Source organism: Pseudomonas sp. NPDC088890 (genome assembly GCF_044900155.1).
GTDB lineage: Bacteria > Pseudomonadota > Gammaproteobacteria > Pseudomonadales > Pseudomonadaceae > Aquipseudomonas > Aquipseudomonas urmiensis.
In genome coordinates this window covers 1-19,592 of sequence record NZ_JBJDNG010000003.1, presented here as the reverse complement: position 1 = coordinate 19,592, position 19,592 = coordinate 1, and the positions used below count along the sequence as shown (strand labels likewise).

The 19,592-nt window shown below is 63.1% G+C and carries 16 protein-coding genes; 5 read left to right on the top strand and 11 right to left on the bottom strand.

All coding sequences use genetic code 11. The annotated features are described in order from the left end of the window. Positions 1 to 151: 151 nt before the first annotated feature. The 10 genes from lysS to ACI2JX_RS07720 all read right to left on the bottom strand — a co-directional run bounded on the left by lysS (position 152) and on the right by ACI2JX_RS07720 (position 12,232). Positions 152 to 1,654, bottom strand: a complete 1,503-nt coding sequence (gene lysS, locus ACI2JX_RS07765; RefSeq protein ID WP_264236077.1) for a lysine--tRNA ligase — start codon at positions 1,652 to 1,654, stop codon at positions 152 to 154. Between the two features lie 91 nt (positions 1,655 to 1,745). Then, a protein-coding gene (prfB, locus tag ACI2JX_RS07760) for a peptide chain release factor 2 (RefSeq protein ID WP_404689828.1) occupies positions 1,746 to 2,841 on the bottom strand; the annotation gives its coding sequence in 2 pieces (ribosomal slippage) (positions 1,746 to 2,768 and positions 2,770 to 2,841; 1,095 coding nt in all). A 147-nt stretch (positions 2,842 to 2,988) separates the two neighbouring features. Then, the gene (locus ACI2JX_RS07755) at positions 2,989 to 3,993 is read right to left on the bottom strand and encodes a diguanylate cyclase domain-containing protein (RefSeq protein WP_404689827.1); all 1,005 of its coding nucleotides are present in this window, start codon (positions 3,991 to 3,993) and stop codon (positions 2,989 to 2,991) included. Positions 3,994 to 4,044: 51 nt separating this feature from the next. After that, positions 4,045 to 5,058, bottom strand: a complete 1,014-nt coding sequence (locus ACI2JX_RS07750; protein WP_186555466.1) for a chemotaxis response regulator protein-glutamate methylesterase — start codon at positions 5,056 to 5,058, stop codon at positions 4,045 to 4,047. Beyond that, a complete protein-coding gene (locus tag ACI2JX_RS07745; protein WP_404689826.1) occupies positions 5,055 to 7,352 on the bottom strand; it encodes a hybrid sensor histidine kinase/response regulator in 2,298 nt (765 codons plus the stop codon). The genes ACI2JX_RS07750 and ACI2JX_RS07745 overlap by 4 nt, the downstream gene beginning before the upstream one ends. Continuing rightward, positions 7,349 to 8,014, bottom strand: coding sequence for a chemotaxis protein CheW (locus ACI2JX_RS07740; RefSeq protein ID WP_186555468.1), 666 nt, complete (start codon positions 8,012 to 8,014; stop codon positions 7,349 to 7,351). Before ACI2JX_RS07740 ends, ACI2JX_RS07745 begins: the two co-directional genes overlap by 4 nt. After that, positions 8,011 to 9,261 carry a CheR family methyltransferase gene (locus ACI2JX_RS07735; protein WP_404689825.1) on the bottom strand — a complete coding sequence of 417 codons (1,251 nt, stop codon included), beginning with the start codon at positions 9,259 to 9,261 and terminating at the stop codon, positions 8,011 to 8,013. Before ACI2JX_RS07735 ends, ACI2JX_RS07740 begins: the two co-directional genes overlap by 4 nt. Further along, entirely contained in the window at positions 9,258 to 9,779 is a 522-nt protein-coding gene (locus ACI2JX_RS07730) for a chemotaxis protein CheW (protein WP_264236071.1), read from the bottom strand. The genes ACI2JX_RS07735 and ACI2JX_RS07730 overlap by 4 nt, the downstream gene beginning before the upstream one ends. A gap of 5 nt (positions 9,780 to 9,784) precedes the next feature. Then, positions 9,785 to 11,407: a methyl-accepting chemotaxis protein gene (locus ACI2JX_RS07725; RefSeq protein ID WP_404689824.1), complete on the bottom strand. Its 1,623-nt coding sequence runs from the start codon at positions 11,405 to 11,407 to the stop codon at positions 9,785 to 9,787. 129 nt (positions 11,408 to 11,536) lie between these two features. Beyond that, positions 11,537 to 12,232: a tellurite resistance TerB family protein gene (locus tag ACI2JX_RS07720; protein ID WP_368973149.1), complete on the bottom strand. Its 696-nt coding sequence runs from the start codon at positions 12,230 to 12,232 to the stop codon at positions 11,537 to 11,539. 223 nt (positions 12,233 to 12,455) lie between these two features. On the opposite strand from ACI2JX_RS07720, the gene ydcS reads away from it, so the two are divergent. From ydcS to ACI2JX_RS07695, 5 genes are all read left to right on the top strand, one after another. Further along, entirely contained in the window at positions 12,456 to 13,607 is a 1,152-nt protein-coding gene (gene ydcS, locus ACI2JX_RS07715) for a putative ABC transporter substrate-binding protein YdcS (RefSeq protein WP_404689823.1), read from the top strand. A 93-nt stretch (positions 13,608 to 13,700) separates the two neighbouring features. Then, positions 13,701 to 14,741 (top strand): ABC transporter ATP-binding protein, encoded by a 1,041-nt coding sequence (locus tag ACI2JX_RS07710; protein ID WP_404689822.1) that lies wholly within the window; start codon positions 13,701 to 13,703, stop codon positions 14,739 to 14,741. Position 14,742: 1 nt separating this feature from the next. Further along, positions 14,743 to 15,681, top strand: a complete 939-nt coding sequence (locus ACI2JX_RS07705) for an ABC transporter permease (RefSeq protein ID WP_404689821.1) — start codon at positions 14,743 to 14,745, stop codon at positions 15,679 to 15,681. Further along, a complete protein-coding gene (locus ACI2JX_RS07700) occupies positions 15,671 to 16,477 on the top strand; it encodes an ABC transporter permease (RefSeq protein WP_264236064.1) in 807 nt (268 codons plus the stop codon). Before ACI2JX_RS07705 ends, ACI2JX_RS07700 begins: the two co-directional genes overlap by 11 nt. 17 nt (positions 16,478 to 16,494) lie before the next feature. After that, positions 16,495 to 17,919, top strand: coding sequence for a gamma-aminobutyraldehyde dehydrogenase (locus tag ACI2JX_RS07695; protein ID WP_404689820.1), 1,425 nt, complete (start codon positions 16,495 to 16,497; stop codon positions 17,917 to 17,919). A 105-nt stretch (positions 17,920 to 18,024) separates the two neighbouring features. Here ACI2JX_RS07695 and ACI2JX_RS07690 read toward each other — a convergent pair whose 3' ends face one another. Then, entirely contained in the window at positions 18,025 to 19,131 is a 1,107-nt protein-coding gene (locus ACI2JX_RS07690) for an NADH:flavin oxidoreductase/NADH oxidase (protein WP_264236062.1), read from the bottom strand. Positions 19,132 to 19,592 lie beyond the last annotated feature (461 nt).

Sequence of the window (19,592 nt, the reverse complement as noted above, 5' to 3'; positions counted from 1 at the left end):
CGTCTCTGTCGGGGGGCAAGCCCGCTCCCACGTAATCAACATCAGCAGCGAACTACGTGGGAGCGGGCTTGCCCCGCGATAGAGACGGCACAGGCACGCTAAGACTCAAGGCAAGAAAAAGCCGCCCAATAAGGCGGCTTGTTCAGATCACTCAGGCCTGCGGACGCATGTGCGGGAACAGGATCACATCGCGAATCGACGGTGAGTTGGTCAGCAGCATCACCAGACGGTCGATGCCGATACCTTCACCCGCAGTCGGCGGCATGCCGTACTCCAGCGCGCGCACGAAGTCGGCGTCGTAGTGCATGGCTTCGTCGTCACCGGCGTCTTTCTCGGCCACCTGGGCCAGGAAGCGCTCGGCCTGGTCTTCGGCATCGTTGAGCTCGGAGTAGGCGTTGGCGATCTCGCGACCACCGATGAACAGCTCGAAGCGGTCGGTGACGGCGGGGTTTTCGTCGTTGCGACGGGCCAGCGGCGAGACTTCGAACGGGTACTCGGTGATGAAGTGCGGCTGTTCCAGCTTGTGCTCGACCAGCTCTTCGAAAATCATCACCTGCAGCTTGCCCAGGCCTTCGTGGCCGAGCACCTTGGCACCGGCTTTCTTGGCGATCGCACGGGCCTTGTCGACATCTTGCAGGTCGGCGGCGGTGAGCTCCGGGTTGTACTTGAGGATCGAGTCGAATACCGACAGGCGCACGAACGGCTCGCCGAAGTGGAACACTTTGTCGCCGTACGGCACGTCAGTGCTGCCCAGCACCAGCTGCGCCAGCTCGCGGAACAGCTCTTCGGTGAGGTCCATGTTGTCGTTGTAGTCGGCATAGGCCTGGTAGAACTCGAGCATGGTGAACTCGGGGTTGTGCCGGGTCGAAACGCCTTCGTTACGGAAGTTGCGGTTGATCTCGAAGACCTTCTCGAAGCCACCGACCACCAGGCGCTTGAGGTACAGCTCAGGCGCGATGCGCAGGAACATGGCCATGTCCAGCGCATTGTGATGGGTCTCGAACGGCTTGGCCGCAGCACCACCAGGGATAGTCTGCAGCATCGGCGTTTCGACTTCGAGGAAGTCGCGCTCGATGAGGAACTTGCGGATGTGCGAAATCACCTGCGAACGCACACGGAAGGTGTGGCGGGTTTCTTCGTTGACCATCAGGTCGACGTAGCGCTGGCGATAGCGCTGCTCGGTGTCGGTCAGGCCGTGGTGCTTGTCCGGCAGCGGGCGCAGCGACTTGGTCAACAGGCGCACGTTGGTCATTTCGACGTACAGGTCGCCCTTGCCGGAACGGGCCAGGGTGCCTTCGGCGGCGATGATGTCGCCCAGGTCCCAGGTTTTCACGGCAGCCAGGGTTTCTTCAGGCAGGGTCTTGCGGTTGACGTAGACCTGGATACGCCCGGTCATGTCCTGGATAACCATGAACGAGCCACGGTTGAGCATGATGCGACCGGCGACCTTGACCGGGATCGCTGCAGCTTCCAGCTCTTCCTTGGTCTTGTCGACGTATTGCTTCTGCAGGTCATTGCAGTAGCTGTCGCGGCGGAAGTCGTTGGGGAAGGCCTGACCCTTCGCACGTTCTGCGGCAAGTTTTTCCTTGCGCAGGGCGATCAGGGTGTTTTCTTCCTGTTGCAGGTCTTGCGCTTCGGTCTTCAGATCGCTCATGTCGTCATTCTTTCCATCAGGTATTCATTGCCCTTTTCGGGCAGGGCGCGCGATGCCGGCAGGCGGCCGGGCATCGCGGCGGTGGTGTGGCTTACAGCCCCTGCTTCAGGCTCGCTTCCAGGTACTGGTCGAGGTCGCCGTCGAGGACTTTCTGGCAGTCGCTGCGCTCGACGCCAGTACGCAGGTCCTTGATGCGCGAGTCATCGAGTACATAGGAGCGGATCTGGTGGCCCCAGCCGATGTCCGACTTGCTGTCTTCCAGCGCCTGCGAGGCGGCATTGCGCTTTTGCATCTCCAGCTCGTACAACTTGGCCCGCAGCATTTTCATGGCGGTGTCCTTGTTGGCGTGCTGGGAACGTTCGTTCTGACAGGCCACCACGGTGTTGGTCGGCACGTGGGTGATACGCACCGCCGAGTCGGTGGTGTTCACGTGCTGACCGCCGGCACCGGAGGAGCGGTAGGTGTCGATACGCAAGTCGGACGGGTTGATCTCGATCTCGACCTTGTCGTCGATCTCAGGCGAGACGAACACCGCCGAGAACGAGGTGTGCCGACGGGCGCCGGAGTCGAACGGGCTCTTGCGCACCAGACGGTGAACGCCGATTTCGGTGCGCAGCCAGCCGAAGGCGTACTCGCCCTTGATATGCACGGTGGCACCTTTGATGCCGGCGACTTCGCCTTCGGACAGCTCGATGATGGTGGCGTCGAAACCGCGCTTGTCGGCCCAGCGCAGGTACATGCGCAGGAGGATGTTGGCCCAGTCCTGCGCTTCGGTACCGCCGGAGCCAGCCTGGATGTCCAGGTAGGCGTTGTTCATGTCCATCTCACCGCTGAACATGCGACGGAACTCAAGCTGGGCCAGGCTTTCTTCCAGGCCTTGCAGCTCGGTCACGACGTCGCTCACGGCGCCTTCGTCATTTTCCTCGACGGCCATGTCGAGCAGGTCCTGGCAGTCGGCCAGGCCGTTGGACATCTTGTCCAGGGTCTCGACCACCTGCGCCAGCATGGCACGCTCGCGCCCCAGGGCCTGGGCGTACTCGGGTTTGTTCCAGACGGCCGGGTCTTCCAGCTCGCGGTTGACTTCGATCAGGCGATCAGCTTTGTGATCGTAGTCAAAGATACCCCCGAATGGACTGGGAACGCTCGGTGAGGTCCTTGATGGTGTTCAGGATCGGTTGGATTTCCATGGGCAGGCTACTCGCGCGAATTCGGTGAAAAGCCGGTGAGTATAAACGAGTCTGTCCCATGGCGGCAGACCCGCCGGGCGGTGGGTTTGGCTTGCGTGCCGGTTTTTTCCAGCCCAGGTTGCAAGTGCCGGCCCAATCCTGGGGCAATCAGGCGATGCCGACCTGATTGCGCCCACTGTTCTTGGCCTGATACAAGCCCTTGTCCGCCGCCGAGATCAACTGCCGGCAATGACTGCCAATGCTCGGGGTCAGGGTGGCCAGGCCGATGCTGACAGTCAGGTGCGCGTCAGTTTCAGGGGCGCAATGGGGAATATTCAGGCCACGCACGGTCTGACGCAGCTTCTCGGCGATCAGCCGCGCGCCGCCTGGGGAAGTATTGGGTAGCACCAGGGCGAACTCCTCGCCGCCATAGCGCGCCGGCAGGTCGGTCGGTCGCGAGCACGAGCCACGAATGGCCTCGGCCACCTGGCGTAGGGCTTCGTCTCCGGCCAAGTGGCCGAAACTGTCGTTGTAGAGCTTGAAGTAGTCGACGTCGATCATCAGCAGCGATATCTGCTGCTGCTCGCGCATCGCCCGGCGCCACTCAAGCTCCAGGTATTCGTCGAAATGGCGGCGGTTGGACAGCCCGGTCAGGCCATCGGAATTCATCAGCCGCTGCAGCATCAAATTGGTGTCGAGCAGTTGTTGCTGGCTGACGCGCAAGGCTCGATAGGCCTCGTCGCGCTGCAACAGGGTCAGGTAAGAGCGCGAGTGATAGCGAATCCGCGCCACCAACTCGATGGTATCGGGCAGCTTGACCAGGTAATCGTTGGCGCCGGCGGCGAATGCCGCGCTCTTGACCAGTGGATCTTCCTTGGTCGACAGGACGATGATTGGAATGTCCTGAGTGGCCGGGTTATTACGGTATTCGCGCACCAGGGTCAGGCCATCCAGGCCCGGCATGATCAGGTCCTGGAGAATCACCGTCGGCTTGATGCGCATCGCTTGGGCCACGGCCTGGTGCGGGTCGGCGCAGAAGTGAAAGTCGATGTTCTCTTCATGGGCCAGGCCACGGCGTACCGCTTCACCGATCATGGCCTGATCGTCGACCAGCAGGACCATCGCCGAATTCTCGTTGCTGGTCGTGAAACCTTCGATCGGTAGATCATTCATGCCTATTCACCAGGTCACTGCCGGCCAGGCGGCGTGGTTCAATACATATCGTCATTTCGAAAAAATTTCCATCAGTCGCCCGGCAATCCGCTCCAGAGGACGGATCTCCACCGCAGCGTCGATCGCCGCAGCCGCCTTGGGCATGCCGTACACCGCGCTGCTCTGCTGGTCCTGGGCGATGGTGAGAAAACCCTGCTGGCGCATCATCTTAAGCCCTTGGGCACCGTCGCGGCCCATGCCGGTCAGCAGCACGCCGACGGCATCGCCACTCCAGTAACGGGCCACGCTTTCAAAGAACACATCGATCGAAGGCCGGTAGATTTCGTCCACTGGGTCGGCAGTGTAGGCCAACTGGCCGCCCTTCATCAGGCGGATATGGTGATTGGTGCCGGCCAACAGCACCTGCCCAGGCTGTGGCGGTTCGCCTTCGCGAGCCAGGCGCACCACCAGCCCGCAGGCGCTGCTGAGCCATTCGGCCATGCCTGCGGCGAACACCTGATCGACATGCTGGACCAGCACGATCGCCGCGGGGAAGTTCTTCGGCAGGCCCTTGAGCAATATCTCCAGGGCAGCCGGGCCACCCGCCGACGAGCCGATCGCCACCAGCCCCAGCCGTTGGGACGCCTCGCGCAGCGGCGCGGCGACCGGCCGTGGCGTGCTGGCCCGTTGTTGGCCGATCAGCCAGCCAATATTGAGAATCTTGCGTAATAGCGGCGCGGCCGCCTCGCGGGCATCGCCTGCGCCCAAGGCCGGGGTGTCGACCACATCCAGGGCGCCGTGGCCCATGGCTTCGAACACCCGATGCACGTTCTGCTTGCGATCGACCGTGACGATGACAATGGCGCATGGCGTTTCGGCCATGATCCGCCGAGTCGCCTCGACCCCGTCCATCACCGGCATGATCAGGTCCATCAGAATCAGGTCTGGGGTCTGCTCGGCGCAGCGCTGCACGGCTTCGGCGCCATTGGCCGCGACCCAGATCACCTGATGCGCGGGCTCAAAGGCCAATGCCCGGCGCAAGGCCTCCACGGCCATGGGCATGTCGTTGACGATGGCGATCTTCATCCCTGTGCACCTCCGATCAACTCGACCACTGCGTCCAGCAGAGCATCGTCATGGAAACTGGCCTTTGCCAAATAGTAGTCGGCCCCGGCATCTAGTCCACGCCGGCGATCTTCTTCGCGGTCCTTGTAGGACACCACCATGACCGGCAGCGATTGTAGGCGCTGGTCGCGGCGTACCAGGGTCACCAGCTCGATGCCATCCATGCGCGGCATGTCGATGTCGGTGATCAACAGGTCGAAGTCCTCCCCGCGCAGCGCGTTCCAGCCATCCATGCCATCGACAGCGACGGCCACGTCATAGCCGCGATTACCCAGCAGCTTGCGTTGCAGCTCACGCACGGTCAGCGAGTCGTCGACCACCAGCACGCGCTTGCGTGCCGCCCCTTTGAGTGGCTGGCCGCCACGCTCGATACGTTCCAGACGGCCCGTGGTGAGCAGCTTTTCCACCGAGCGCAGCAGATCCTCGACATCCACAATTAGCACCACCGAGCCGTCGTCGAGCAAGGCGCCGGCGGAAATGTCCTGGATCTTGCCCAGGCGCGGGTCGAGCGGCATCACTACCAGCACCCGCTCACCGATCAGCCGCTCCACTGCCACGCCATACAGCTGGTCACGCTCGCGGATCACCACCACGCGGATGCTGTCCTGCTCCCCCTGCCCTGCCGGGCGGTTGAGCAACTGACTGGCCGCAACCAGGCCAATATGGCGCTGTTCGTGCCAGAAGTGCTGTCGGCCTTCGATCTGCACAATGGCTTCGCTAGGCACATCCAGGGTACGTTCGATATGCGCCAGCGGGAACGCATAGGCCTCGCCGCCGACCTCGACCACCAGGCTGCGCACCACCGACAGGGTCAGCGGCACTTCGAGGTGGAAACAGCAACCTTGCCCAGCGACCTGGGTCAGTTCGATCGAGCCACGCAGCTCGCGAACCATGTGCTGCACAGCGTCCAGGCCGACCCCGCGCCCGGAGACTTCGGTGACCTTGTCGCGCAGGCTGAAACCGGGCAGGAACAGGAAGGTCAGCAGTTCGGCCTCGCTCATCTGCGCCACCGTCTCGACCGGCGACAGGGCGCGCTCGACGATACTCTGGCGCAAGCGCTCCAGATCGATACCTGCGCCGTCGTCGCTGATTTCAACAATCAACAACCCGGCCTGGTGCGAGGCGCGCAAGCGAATCACACCGTCGCCCGGCTTGCCGGCCAGCAGGCGCCGTTCTGGCAACTCGATACCGTGGTCGACGGCGTTACGCAGCAGGTGGGTCAGCGGGGCTTCGAGTTTTTCCAGCACGTCGCGGTCGACCTGGGTCTTCTCGCCTTCGATCTGCAACTGCACCTGCTTGCCCAGCGAACGACCAAGGTCACGGACCATGCGGCTCTGCCCGGCCAGCACATCGGCGAAGGGGCGCATGCGGCACGCCAGCGCCGTGTCGTACAGGTTCTGCGCACGCTGGCTGGCCTGCCAGCCGAACTCATCCAGCTCGGCGGCCTGCTGCTGCAGGATCTGCTGGGTCTCACCCAGCAGGCGCTGGGTTTGTGCCAAGGCGTCGAGCACTTCCGGGCTTTGGCCACTGCCTTCGAGCTCGGCCTTCAAGCCATCGAGGGCGCGCATACCCTGGCCATGCATGCGCTTGAGGCGCTGCAGGCTGGCTAAATAAGGTTTCAGACGCTGAGTTTCCACCAGCGATTTGCTCGACAGGTCGAGCAGGCTGTTCAATCGATCGGCGGTGACCCGCAGTACCCGCTCGCTGCCTTCGCTAGCGCGCTTGCCGGCTCTGCGCACAGTGGCGTCATCGCCTAGCGGTTCGGCGGCGAGCACGGCTGGCTCGATGGGCGGCGACGGTGCAGCAACCGGCTCGGCAGGCGTAGGCGCAGGCGCAACGGGTGCACTGACGTGGGTAAGCGCCGCGTTTGGATCAAGCAACATCGCCATTTGCACCAGGAAACCCGGCACCGCTGCCTCACCGGCAGGATCGCCGGGCGTGGCGATGTGCAATAGCAGGTCGGTGCCTTTGAGCAGCGCGTCGATGTGCTCCGGGCGTAGGCGCAGGCGGCCTTCCTGGGCGGCCACCAGGCAATCTTCCATGACGTGGGCAACGCTGACTCCGGCATCGATCCCTACGATCCGCGCAGCGCCCTTGAGCGAATGGGCAGCGCGCATGCAGGCTTCGAGTTGATCGGCCTGGGTTGGATTACGCTCCAGCGCCATCAGGCCGGCACTGAGCACCTGAGTCTGGGCCTCGGCCTCCAGGGCGAACAGTTCGAGCAGCGAAGCGTCGCGCATTTGCTCTGGGGTCATGACAGGCTCCGCTTCACGGCAGACAGTAGATGTTGCGCATCCAGCACCCTGACACTGCGCCCGCGCCACTGCAGCACCGCAGCGGTGAAGTGAGCGGCATCCTGGCCGTCATTGAGGTGCTCGACATCCAGGCGATGGATGCCATCGATCTCGTCCACCGGCACCACCACCGAACCGCCTTCGGCAGCCAGGATCAGCATGCGTGGCATGACTCGCCCGCTGCGCTCCTGGGCCGGCAGCACTTCGATGCCGAGCAGATCGGCCAGCGACAGACACGGCACCAGCGCACCGCGCACGTTGGCCACGCCTTGCAAAACACGCGAGCGCTGGTGCGGCAGGGAGTGGACCGGCTGCAGTGGCGCGATTTCCGCCAGGCACGCCGTGGCCAGGGCCAGCCATTCTTCACCCAGGCGGAACAGCAGCAGTGAGCGGCCGAGGTTCTCCACTACTGGCGCGGCGCTATCAACCTGTTCGTCCTGCATCAAGGCATAGCGGTCGAGCAGACGGGTGGCGGCCGAGGCGTAGACCTCGCAGTTGCGGCAATGGATATGCCGCTCCAGCAGCGGGCATTGCTTGGTGCCGTGCACACCAATGCGGTTCCAGCAATCGTCGATCTGCTCGTCGTCCTGGCGGACCAGCGGCATGTGGCTGGCAAAACTCATCGTTCAGACTCCCGTCCGACCCGGGCGGCTCGTTCTTGCAGGCGGCGAGCGCCTGCGATATCCCCTTGCGAGGCCAGCAAGGCCGCCAGGTGGATCAACGCCTCAGGATGCTGCGGCTCAAGGTACAAGGCCTTGCGGTAATGGATCAGCGCATCCTGGCTGTTGCCCTCGGTGTCGCTGAGCAAACCCAGCCAGTAATAGACCTGCGCGGTCGGCGCAAATAGCTGCAAGTAGCGCGCACAGTTGGCGCGGGCCTGCTCGCTGTCGCCAGCGTTGGCCTGACGGGCGATGGCCGCCAGTAAATCATCCTTGTCTTGCGCAGGCTGCGCAGCGCTGGGCGCAGCTACCGAACGCAACGGCCATGGCGCAGGTGCAGGCGCTCGCGGGGCAGCCAACGGCGCCGGCTGCGCGCGGGCAACCGGCAGCGGTTTGCTCACCGCCAGCGCTGCACTTTCCTGCTGGCGAACATAGGCGAACGACTGGGCGATGCCCACGGGTCGCATGCCCAGCCGCGCCAGCAAACTGCCTTCAGCGGGGCCGATAAACAAGACGCCCTGGGCATGAGTCAATTGCTTGAGCACCTCGAACACCCGACGCTGGGTCGGCACATCGAAATAGATCAGCAAGTTGCGGCAAAACACGAAATCGTACTGCCCCTCGCGGCTCTTGAGCTGCGGATCGAGCACATTGCCCACCTGCAAGCGAACCTGCTGAGATACCCGCTCATCCAGCTGATGGCCCTCGTCACGCTCAGTGAAGTGCCGTTGGCGAAAAGCCAGGTCGCTGCCGCGGAACGAGTTTCGCCCGTAGACAGCCTGCTGCGCCTTGGCCACCGAGATGGGGCTGATATCGAGGCCATCGATGCCGAACGCCGACGGGCTCATACCGCTGTCGAGCAGCGCCATGGAAATCGAGTAAGGCTCTTCACCGGTCGAACACGGCAGGCTGAGGATGCGCAGCGGCCTGGCTCCGGCCAGTTCGGCCAGGCGCTTATGCGCCAGGCCGACCAACGCAGCGAACGACTCCGGATAGCGGAAGAACCAGGTTTCCGGAACGATCACCGCCTCGATAAGGGCTTGCTGCTCCTCTGCCGACTGCTGCAAGCGTACCCAGTAATCGTCCAGACCGTTTGCCGCCAAGGCCGCGCAGCGCTGGCGCAAGGCACGCTCGACCATCGGCGCGCCAACCGACTCGACATCCAGGCCAATGCGCTCCTGCAAGAACCGGAAAAACCGCTGCTCGATCATGCCGGCTCCTGCCCTGGCTGCTCAGGAAACAACAGCCGACGCACTTCATCGGACAACAGGTCATCGAGTTGGATGCGCTGCAACAGGCCTTGGGCGTCCTGGCGTACCGGGCCCAGGTAAGGCGCAGCAGCGTTGTCCAGGCCATAGGGGCGGAACTCGTCGGGCTGACAGCGCAAGGTATCGGTCGCCTGCTCCAGGATCAGGCCAAGGCGCAGGTCAGGGCGGCGGGCATCAGCCCGATAATGCACCACTACCAACCGCGTGCTGGTACGCAGCGGCGCAGGCATGACAAAGCTCAGGGCCGAGAGGTCGATCACCGGGATCAGCGCGCCTCTATGGGTGAGGATGCCCGCGACCCAAGCCGGCGCCTGGGCAATCGGCTTGAGCGGACGACGCGGCAGCACTTCGACCACCTCGCGCACATCGAGGGCAAAGCGCTGGTCCTGTATGCGAAACAACAGGTACAGGGCGCCCTTGGCGCTGGCGGCCTGTTCCTCGCGAGGGTGCAAGTCGTTCATGCTCGTCAGACTTTGAAGCGCGACACACCGCCACGCAGCCCGGCGGCCACCTGGCTCAACTCATCGATGGCAAAGCTAGCCTGGCGCAACGACTCAACCGTCTGCGTACTGGCATCGCTGAGCTGGGCCAGTGCCTGGTTGATCTGCTCGGCTCCCGTCGCCTGGGCCTGCATGCCGTCGTTGACCATCAGCACCCGCGGTGCCAGGGCCTGGACCTGGTGAATGATCTGGCTGAGCTGCTCACCGACCTGCTGCACCTCGAACATGCCGCGGCGCACTTCTTCGGAGAACTTGTCCATGCCCATGACCCCGGCCGAGACCGACGACTGGATCTCACGCACCATCTGCTCGATGTCATAGGTGGCTACAGCGGTTTGATCGGCCAGGCGGCGCACTTCGGTGGCGACCACGGCGAAACCACGGCCGTACTCACCGGCCTTTTCCGCCTCGATGGCGGCATTGAGCGACAGCAGGTTGGTCTGGTCGGCGACCTTGACGATGGTCACCACCACTTGGTTGATGTTGCTGGCTTTCTCGTTGAGGATTGCCAGTTTTGCATTGACCAGGTCGGCAGCGCCCATTACCTGGTGCATGGTTTCTTCCATCCGCGCCAGCCCTTGCTGGCCGGAGCCAGCCAAACTCGACGCCTGGTCGGCGGCCGAGGTGACTTCGGTCATGGTGCGTACCAGGTCACGCGAGGTCGCGGCGATTTCCCGGGACGTCGCGCCGATTTCAGTAGTGGTCGCGGCGGTCTCGGTGGCGGTAGCTTGCTGCTGCTTGGAGGTAGCCGCGATTTCAGTGACCGAAGTGGTCACCTGCACCGACGAACGCTGGGCCTGGGACACCAGGTTGGCCAGCGCTTCGGCCATTTCATTGAAGCCGCTCTCGATGGCGCCGAACTCGTCCTTGCGGTCCAGGCTCAGGCGCATGCTCAGGTCGCCTGAACGCAGCTTGTCGAGGGCGTGGACAATCCGCTGCACGGGCGCCGTAATGGCACGCATCAGCAACAGTCCGCAGATCCCGGCAGCAATGATTGCCAGCACCAGCGAAACGATCATGCTGCCCTTGGCGGTGGCCACGGCGCTGACGATTTCGTTGGTGGCGGCGTCGGCCGACTCGCGATTGCGCTCGATCACCCCGTTGAGGTGCTTGCGCCCGGCCACCCACGCTGGCGTCAGGACTTCAGCGATCAGGCGTTCGGCTTCGGCGTAGTTTTTCTGCCGATAGGCTTCCAGTACCTGATCGACGGACTTGATGTACTCCTGCTCCAGGCGCACGAACTCATTGAAGCTGGCCTGGTCATCATCTGTGCGAATGGTCGCCTGGTAACTGGCCATGTGTTGCTTGAGGCGATCATCGAAGCTCTTGAACAGCTCCAGATCCGCCGAGGTCACTTCGCGGTGATCGGAGAGGCCGACCAACTGCTGGCTGGTGACATAGCTGTCGACCCAGGCACTGCGGATCATCGAGCTGTAGTAGACCCCAGGAATGCTGTCGGACCCTACCGCTTCTTCGCTGGTCGAGATCGCCACCAAGCGTGAGTAGGCGGCCACGATCATCAGCAACATGATGGCGATGATCACGGCGAAACTTGCCAGGATCCGTTGGCGCAAGGTCCAGTTCTTCACATTCAGCCCTCAAGAATTCAGTGCGAGCGGGGAAAAATCGCCGAAGTATAGCCCAGGCGGGTTTGCCGTTCGCAGCTCAATTGCAGAGGATTGGGGCTGGCGTGCCCGCACCGATGGCCAAATGCCTAACTATTGACCAGCAGCAAGCCTGACCTGGTTTTCCAGTTCCTGGCGCAAAGCCGGATCCAGGCGCAGCTGACGAGCCAGTTCGTCCAGGTAGGCGCGCTCCATGAAGTTTTCCTGGTCGACCATCATCACGCTGGCCAAGTACATCTCGGCGGCCATTTCCGGGGTTTGCGCAGCGCGCGCCACTTCGGCCGGATCCAGCGGTTTGTTCAGTTCGGCATGCAGCCAGTGTTGCAGCTCACGATCGTTATCGAGACGGGTGAATTCGCCCTCGATCAGCTCACGCTCGCGCTCGTCGATATGGCCATCGGACTTGGCCGCTGCCACCAGTGCACGCAGCACCGCCTGGCTGTGTTGCTCGGCCTCGGCGGGCGGCAGCCGATCGAGCGTCTGTGGCTCGTGACGCTGGCCGGCGGCCTGGTTGGCCTGCCAGTTGCCATAGGCCTTGTAGGCCAACACGCCAAGCGCGGCCAGGCCACCGTAGGTGAGGACTTTGCCGCCATATTTGCGCGCGCTCTTGTTGCCCAGCAGCAGGCCCATGGCGCTGCCCGCCAGCGCGCCCCCACCGGCGCCAGACAGCAGACTGCCAAGGCCGCCAGCGCCCAAACCTGGCTTGTTGGAGGTGCCTTTGCCTGCTTGCTTGGCGAGCAGTTCCTGGCCGGACTTGAGCAGTTGATCGAGCAAACCCCGGGTGTTCATGCGCGAGTCTCCACGGTGCGAAAGGTAACGCCCAGAGTAAGGCTTGCCTGGCCGTTCGCCACGGGGGGATTTGCTTCCGGATGTTGCATACCCAGGCAAAAACACAACTAGACTCGACATCGCCGCTGCGCTGCACCGGCGATAACCGCACTACGCTTATAACGATCGCTTCACTGCTTTCTTGATGACTGCCCGCCCCTACATCCGAACAAGAGGGAACACCATGTCAGTGCACAAGACCGCATTGCTCAGCGCCCTGAGCAGCGCCCTGCTGGCCAGCGCCAGCCTGCAGGCGGCCGAGCCGCTCAAGGCTGTAGGTGCCGGTGAAGGACAACTCGATATCATTGCCTGGCCCGGCTACATCGAGCGTGGTGAAAGCGACAAAGCCTACGACTGGGTCACAGGTTTCGAGAAGGACACTGGCTGCAAGGTCAGCGTCAAGACGGCGGCCACCTCCGACGAGATGGTCAGCCTGATGACCAAAGGTGGCTACGATCTGGTCACCGCCTCCGGCGATGCTTCGCTGCGCCTGATCGCCGGCAAACGCGTGCAGCCGATCAATACCGCACTGATCCCTAACTGGAAGAATCTGGACCCACGCCTGCAGAATGGCGGCTGGTACGTGGTCGACAAGCAGGTCTATGGCACGCCCTACCAGTGGGGGCCGAACGTGCTGCTGTACAACACCAACGTGTTCAAGCAGCCGCCGACCAGCTGGGCCGTGGTGTTCGAGCCGCAAGCGTTGCCCGATGGCAAGCCGAACAAAGGCCGGGTACAGGCCTACGATGGGCCGATCTACATTGCCGACGCCGCCCTGTACCTGAAATCGACCCAGCCAGCGCTGGGCATCCAGGACCCCTACGAGCTGAACGAAAGCCAATACCAGGCGGTACTCGATGTGCTACGCAAGCAACAACCGCTGGTGCACCGCTATTGGCACGATGCAACGGTGCAGATGAGCGACGTGAAAAACGAAGGCGTGGCCGCATCCAGCTCCTGGGGCTACATGGTCAACAGCCTGAAAGCCGATAACCAGCCGGTGGCCTCGACCATTCCCAAGGAAGGCGCCACTGGTTGGGCCGACACCACCATGCTGCACAGCCAGGCCAAGCACCCCAACTGCGCCTACAAATGGATGGATTGGTCACTGCAACCCAAGGTGCAGGGCGACGTGGCGGCCTGGTTCGGCTCGCTGCCAGCAGTACCGGCTGCCTGTACCGGCAGTGAACTGCTCGGCGCCGAAGGCTGCAAGACCAATGGTTTCGACAACTTCGACAAGATTGCCTTCTGGAAGACCCCGCAGGCTGCCGGCGGCAAATTTGTCCCCTATAGCCGCTGGACCCAGGACTACATCGCGATCATGGGTGGCCGCTAGGGCGGCGCAGCGTTTTGCGTTATCGGCGATCCTTGTAGGCGCGGGCTTGCCAGCGCCGACAAGGATCGCCTGCTGATGACCTCAGGAGTCGCCATGCCACTAGCCGTCCAGTTCACCCAGGTCTCGCGAACCTTCGCTGAGGTCAAGGCCGTCGACCAGGTCAGCATCGACATCGAAGACGGCGAGTTTTTCTCCATGCTCGGCCCCTCAGGCTCGGGCAAGACCACTTGCCTGCGCCTGATCGCCGGCTTCGAGCAGCCCAGTAGCGGCTCGATCCGCATTCATGGCATCGAAGCCGCGGGCGTGCCGCCCTATCAGCGTGATGTCAACACCGTGTTCCAGGACTATGCGCTGTTTCCGCACATGAACGTGCGCGACAACGTCGCTTATGGCCTGAAGGTCAAAGGCGTCGGTAAACAGCAACGCCACGCTCGCGCCGACGAAGCCCTGGCGATGGTGGCCCTGGAGGGCTACGGCCAACGCAAGCCCGCGCAGTTGTCTGGCGGCCAGCGCCAGCGCGTTGCCCTCGCTCGCGCCCTGGTCAATCGCCCGCGGGTACTGCTGCTCGATGAACCGCTAGGCGCTCTGGATCTGAAGTTGCGCGAACAAATGCAGGGCGAGCTGAAGAAGCTACAGCGCCAACTGGGCATTACCTTCATATTCGTCACCCACGACCAGACCGAAGCGCTGTCGATGTCCGATCGGGTCGCGGTGTTCAACCTTGGGCGGATCGAGCAAGTGGATAGCCCACGCAACTTGTACATGAAGCCGGCAACCACCTTCGTTGCCGAGTTCGTCGGCACCTCCAACGTGTTGCGCGGCGCGCTGGCCGAGCAGCTAAACGGCAGCCCGACGCCCTTCTCCATCCGCCCTGAACACATTCGCCTGGATGAGCTGAGCCCCGCCAGCCATGAGGTGCAGGTCAGCGGACTGCTGCACGATATTCAGTACCAAGGCAGCGCCACCCGCTACGAAGTGCAACTGGACAACGGCCAACTTCTAGCGGTGAGCCAGGCCAATGACCAGTGGCAGCAGCACCCACAGATCTGGCAGCCCGGCCAGCGGGTACAAGCCCGCTGGCCACGGCAGGCGATGACGGCCCTCAAGGAAACCGTCCTCGTCGAGGGCCAGTAGCATGAACCTGGCGCTGGACAAGCAGCATCCACATGCCCTTCGGCGCTTGTCTGATCTGCTCTATCGACGGCCGAACCTGTATCTGTTGCTGCTGTTGACCCCGCCTCTGCTGTGGTTCGGCGCCGTCTACCTGGGCTCATTGCTCAACCTGCTCTGGCAGGGTTTCTACACCTTCGACGACTTCACCATGGCGGTGACGCCGGACCTGACCCTGGCCAACTTCGCCGCGCTGTTCAACCCGGCCAACCTCGACATCATCCTGCGCACCCTGGGCATGGCCGTGGCGGTGTCGCTGGCCAGCGCGGTGCTGGCCTTCCCCATCGCCTACTACATGGCGCGCTACACCAGCGGCAAGACCAAGGCGTTTTTCTACATCGCAGTGATGATGCCGATGTGGGCCAGCTACATCGTCAAGACCTATGCCTGGACCCTGTTGCTGGCCAAGGGCGGAGTGGCCCAATGGTTTGTCCAGCAGCTGCATCTGGATGGCCTGCTGCAGCTGGTGCTGAGCGTGCCTGGGGTGGGCGGCAGCACCCTGTCGACGTCACACCTGGGGCGCTTCATGGTGTTCGTGTACATCTGGCTGCCGTTCATGATCCTGCCGATCCAGGCCTCGCTCGAGCGCCTGCCGCCATCCTTGCTACAGGCCTCGGCGGATCTGGGCGCCAAGCCGCGACAGACCTTTACCCAAGTGATCCTGCCGCTGTCGGTACCCGGGATTGCCGCAGGCTCGATCTTTACCTTCTCGCTGACCCTGGGCGACTTCATCGTGCCGCAATTGATCGGTCCGCCGGGCTATTTCATTGGCAGCATGGTCTACGCCCAGCAAGGCGCCATCGGCAATATGCCGATGGCCGCCGCCTTCACCCTGGTGCCGATCGTGCTGATCGCGATCTACCTGGCGCTGGTCAAACGCCTGGGAGCCTTCGATGCACTCTGAAAAAGCCTCGCTGAGTCTACGCCTGGCGGCGTGGGGTGGATTGCTGTTCCTGCATTTTCCGATCCTGATCATTCTGCTCTACGCCTTCAATACCGAAGATTCAGCGTTCAGCTTCCCGCCACGCGGCTTCACCTTGAAGTGGTTCGCCGTGGCATTCTCGCGCCCGGATGTGCTCGAGGCGATCAAGCTGTCGGTGCAAGTGGCTTGCCTGGCGACAGTCATCGCGCTGGTGCTCGGCACCCTGGCCTCGGCGGCGCTGTACAAACGCAATTTCTTCGGCAAAGAAAGCATTTCGCTGCTGCTGATCCTGCCCATCGCCCTGCCCGGGATCATCACCGGTATCGCGCTGCTCTCGGCGTTCAAGAGCCTGGGCATCGAGCCGGGCATCTTCACCATCGTGGTGGGCCACGCGACCTTCTGCGTGGTGATCGTCTACAACAACGTCATCGCCCGCCTGCGGCGCACCTCGCAGAACCTGATCGAAGCGTCGATGGACCTGGGCGCCGACGGCTGGCAGACCTTTCGCTACATCATCCTGCCCAACCTGGGCTCGGCGCTGTTGGCCGGCGGCATGCTGGCGTTTGCCTTGTCATTCGACGAAATCATCGTCACCACCTTTACCGCCGGCCACGAACGCACCCTGCCGATCTGGCTGCTCAACCAACTCAGCCGCCCGCGTGATGTGCCGGTGACCAACGTGGTCGCCATGCTGGTGATGCTGGTGACCATGCTGCCGATCCTCGGCGCCTATTACCTGACCCGCGGCGGCGAAAGCGTTGCGGGCAGCGGCAAATGACCTTGGAGGACTCATCCATGCAAACCCACATGCTGATCAACGGCCGCCTGGTAGCGGGCCAAGGCCCGACCTGGACCGTGCTCGACCCGGCCACCGGCAGCGCACTGGCGCAGATCAACGAGGCCACCGAGGCCCAGGTCGACAGCGCCGTGCGCGCCGCTGACAAAGCCTTCAGCGACTGGTCGCAGACCAGCCCCAAGGACCGCTCCCTGGCGCTGCTGGCCCTGGCCGATAGCATCGAGCAGCATGGCGAGGAGCTTGCCGGTCTTGAATCGCAGAACTGTGGCAAGCCGCTTGCCGCCGCGCTGAATGACGAAATCCCGGCGATCGTCGACGTGTTCCGCTTCTTTGCTGGCGCCGCCCGCTGCCTGGGCGGCTCGGCGGCAGGCGAATACCTGCCCGGGCATACCTCGATGGTGCGCCGCGACCCACTCGGCGTGGTCGCCTCGATCGCGCCGTGGAACTACCCGCTGATGATGCTGGCCTGGAAGATCGCCCCGGCCTTGGCCGCCGGCAACAGCGTGGTGCTCAAACCCTCGGAGCTCACCCCATTGACCGCCCTGCGCCTTGGCGAGCTGGCCCAGGACATCCTGCCCGCAGGGGTGCTGAACATTCTTTTCGGCCGTGGCCAGACCGTGGGCACACCACTGGTCAGCCACCCCAGGGTGCGGATGGTTTCGCTGACCGGCTCCATTCCCACCGGCGCGCACATCATCAGCGCTACTGCCGATAGCGTAAAACGCATGCACATGGAGCTGGGCGGCAAGGCCCCAGTGATCGTCTTCGATGACGCCGACCTGGACGCTGCCATCGAAGGCATTCGCACCTTTGGCTTCTACAACGCCGGGCAAGATTGCACCGCCGCGTGCCGGCTGTATGTTCAGGAGGGCATTTATGAGCGCTTCGTCGAACAACTCGGCCAGGCGGTGGCGAGCATCAAGCCAGGCTTGCAGAACGATGCCGACACCGAACTTGGCCCACTGATCAGCGCACTGCACCGCGACAAAGTGGCCGGCATCGTCCAACGCGCCATTGCCCAGCCGCACATCCGCCTGGTCACCGGCGGCAAATCGCTGCCTGGCGATGGCTTCTTCTTCGAGCCCACGGTGCTGGCCGATGCCCAGCAGGATGACGAGATCGTGCGCCAGGAAGTGTTCGGCCCGGTGGTCTCGGTCACCCGCTTCAGCGATGAGGCCCAGGCGCTGGCGTGGGCAAACGACTCCGAGTATGGCCTGGCGTCTTCAGTCTGGACCCGCGACAGCGGCCGCGCCCACCGCCTTGCGGCGCGCTTGCAGTATGGCTGCACCTGGGTCAATACCCACTTCATGCTCGTCAGCGAAATGCCCCATGGCGGGCAGAAGCATTCTGGGTATGGCAAGGACATGTCGATGTATGGGCTGGAAGACTACACCTGCGTGCGGCATGTGATGTTCAAGCATTGATTCTGTAGGAGCGGGTTTACCCGCGAATGCGATGGGGAATTCACGATCGCACTCGCGGATAAACCCGTTCCTACAGAGGACGAGTTGAGCTTGATAGCTTCGTTCTCAATCCCTTAGATCGGACTCATGGATCGGATTCGCCCGACTGGTCGCACGCTGATATTGGGCAGGCCAAGTCGCCTTGTTGCCACCCAGATCGTCATCGGCATGCAGCGGCCAGTATGGATCGCGCAGCAGTTCACGGGCCAGGAAGATCACGTCAGCCTGGCCGGTGCGCAGGATGTGCTCGGCCTGGGCGGGTTCGGTGATCATGCCGACGGTACCCGTGGCGATTTCCGACTCTTTGCGCACGCGCTCGGCGAAGCGGGTCTGGTAGCCGGGGCCGGTAGGGATCTCGGCGTTGACTGAGGTACCGCCTGAAGAAACGTCGATCAGGTCTACCCCGATCACCCGCAGTCGGCGCGCAAGCTCCACGGTTTCGTCCGGATTCCAGCCGTCTTCCACCCAATCGGTGGCCGATACCCGGACGAACAGCGGCAGCTCTTGCGGCCAGACCTTGCGTACGGCTTCGGTGACTTGCAGGGTCAGGCGGATGCGGTTTTCAAAGCAACTGCCGTACTCATCACGGCGCTGATTACTCAGCGGTGAGAGGAATTGATGCAGCAGGTAGCCATGGGCGGCGTGGATCTCTACGACCTTGAAGCCTGCAGCCAGGGCGCGCTCAGCCGATTTGACGAAGGCAGCGACGACATCCTGGATCTCGTCCGTGCTCAACTCCCGTGGTGAGGTGTGTTCCGGGTCGAAGGCAATTTTTGACGGGCCAACAGGCTGCCAGCCGCCGTCTTCGGGTTTTACGCTGCCATGTTTGCCGAGCCAGGGTCGGTGGGTGCTGGCCTTGCGGCCGGCGTGGGCCAGCTGGATACCTGGGACCGAACCTTGGGCGGTGATAAACCGAGTGATCCGCTGTAGGGGCTGGATTTGGGCGTCATCCCAGAGGCCGAGGTCTTCAGCGGTGATGCGGCCATCGGCGGTGACCGCTACCGCTTCGGTGATCACCAGGCCGGCGCCGCCTACCGCGCGACTGCCCAAGTGGACCAGATGCCAGTCGTTGGCCAGGCCGTCAGTGGCGGAATACTGGCACATGGGCGAGACAGCGATGCGGTTGGGCAGCGTTAGCTGACGCAGGGTGTAAGGCTCAAGCAGCAGGCTCATGAGGGCACCTCCCAAGGACTCCAAATGGTTGACCGGCCCGGACACTCATGCGCGTCCTTGGCCCGATACCGGTTTCTTTGAGCCTAGACTAGATTCACTTGGGGTATGGGTTGGGAGGTTGGATTGTGGGCTTGGGCTTGGGCTTGGGCTTGGGCTTGGGCTTGGGCTTGGGCTTGGGCTTTTAGAGTTTTGAGCATATCCATTGGCGATGGCGACGCTGAGTCACCTTTCCGCCCTTACGGCGGGTCACTTTTGGTCGTGGCCAAAAGTAACCAAAAGCCGTGCGCTCCACCATCCGGCCCTACGCTGCGCTCCGGGTCCTCTCGCTTCGGTGCCTTCCGGGCCCGCGCGGCCTACGATTTGCTGCGCAAATCTACATCTCGCGCCTTCGGCTACGCCGAAGGGTGCTGCGCACCTGGCCCTACAGACACCTACGCTCGGCCTCCTGAAGTCGCGAAGTT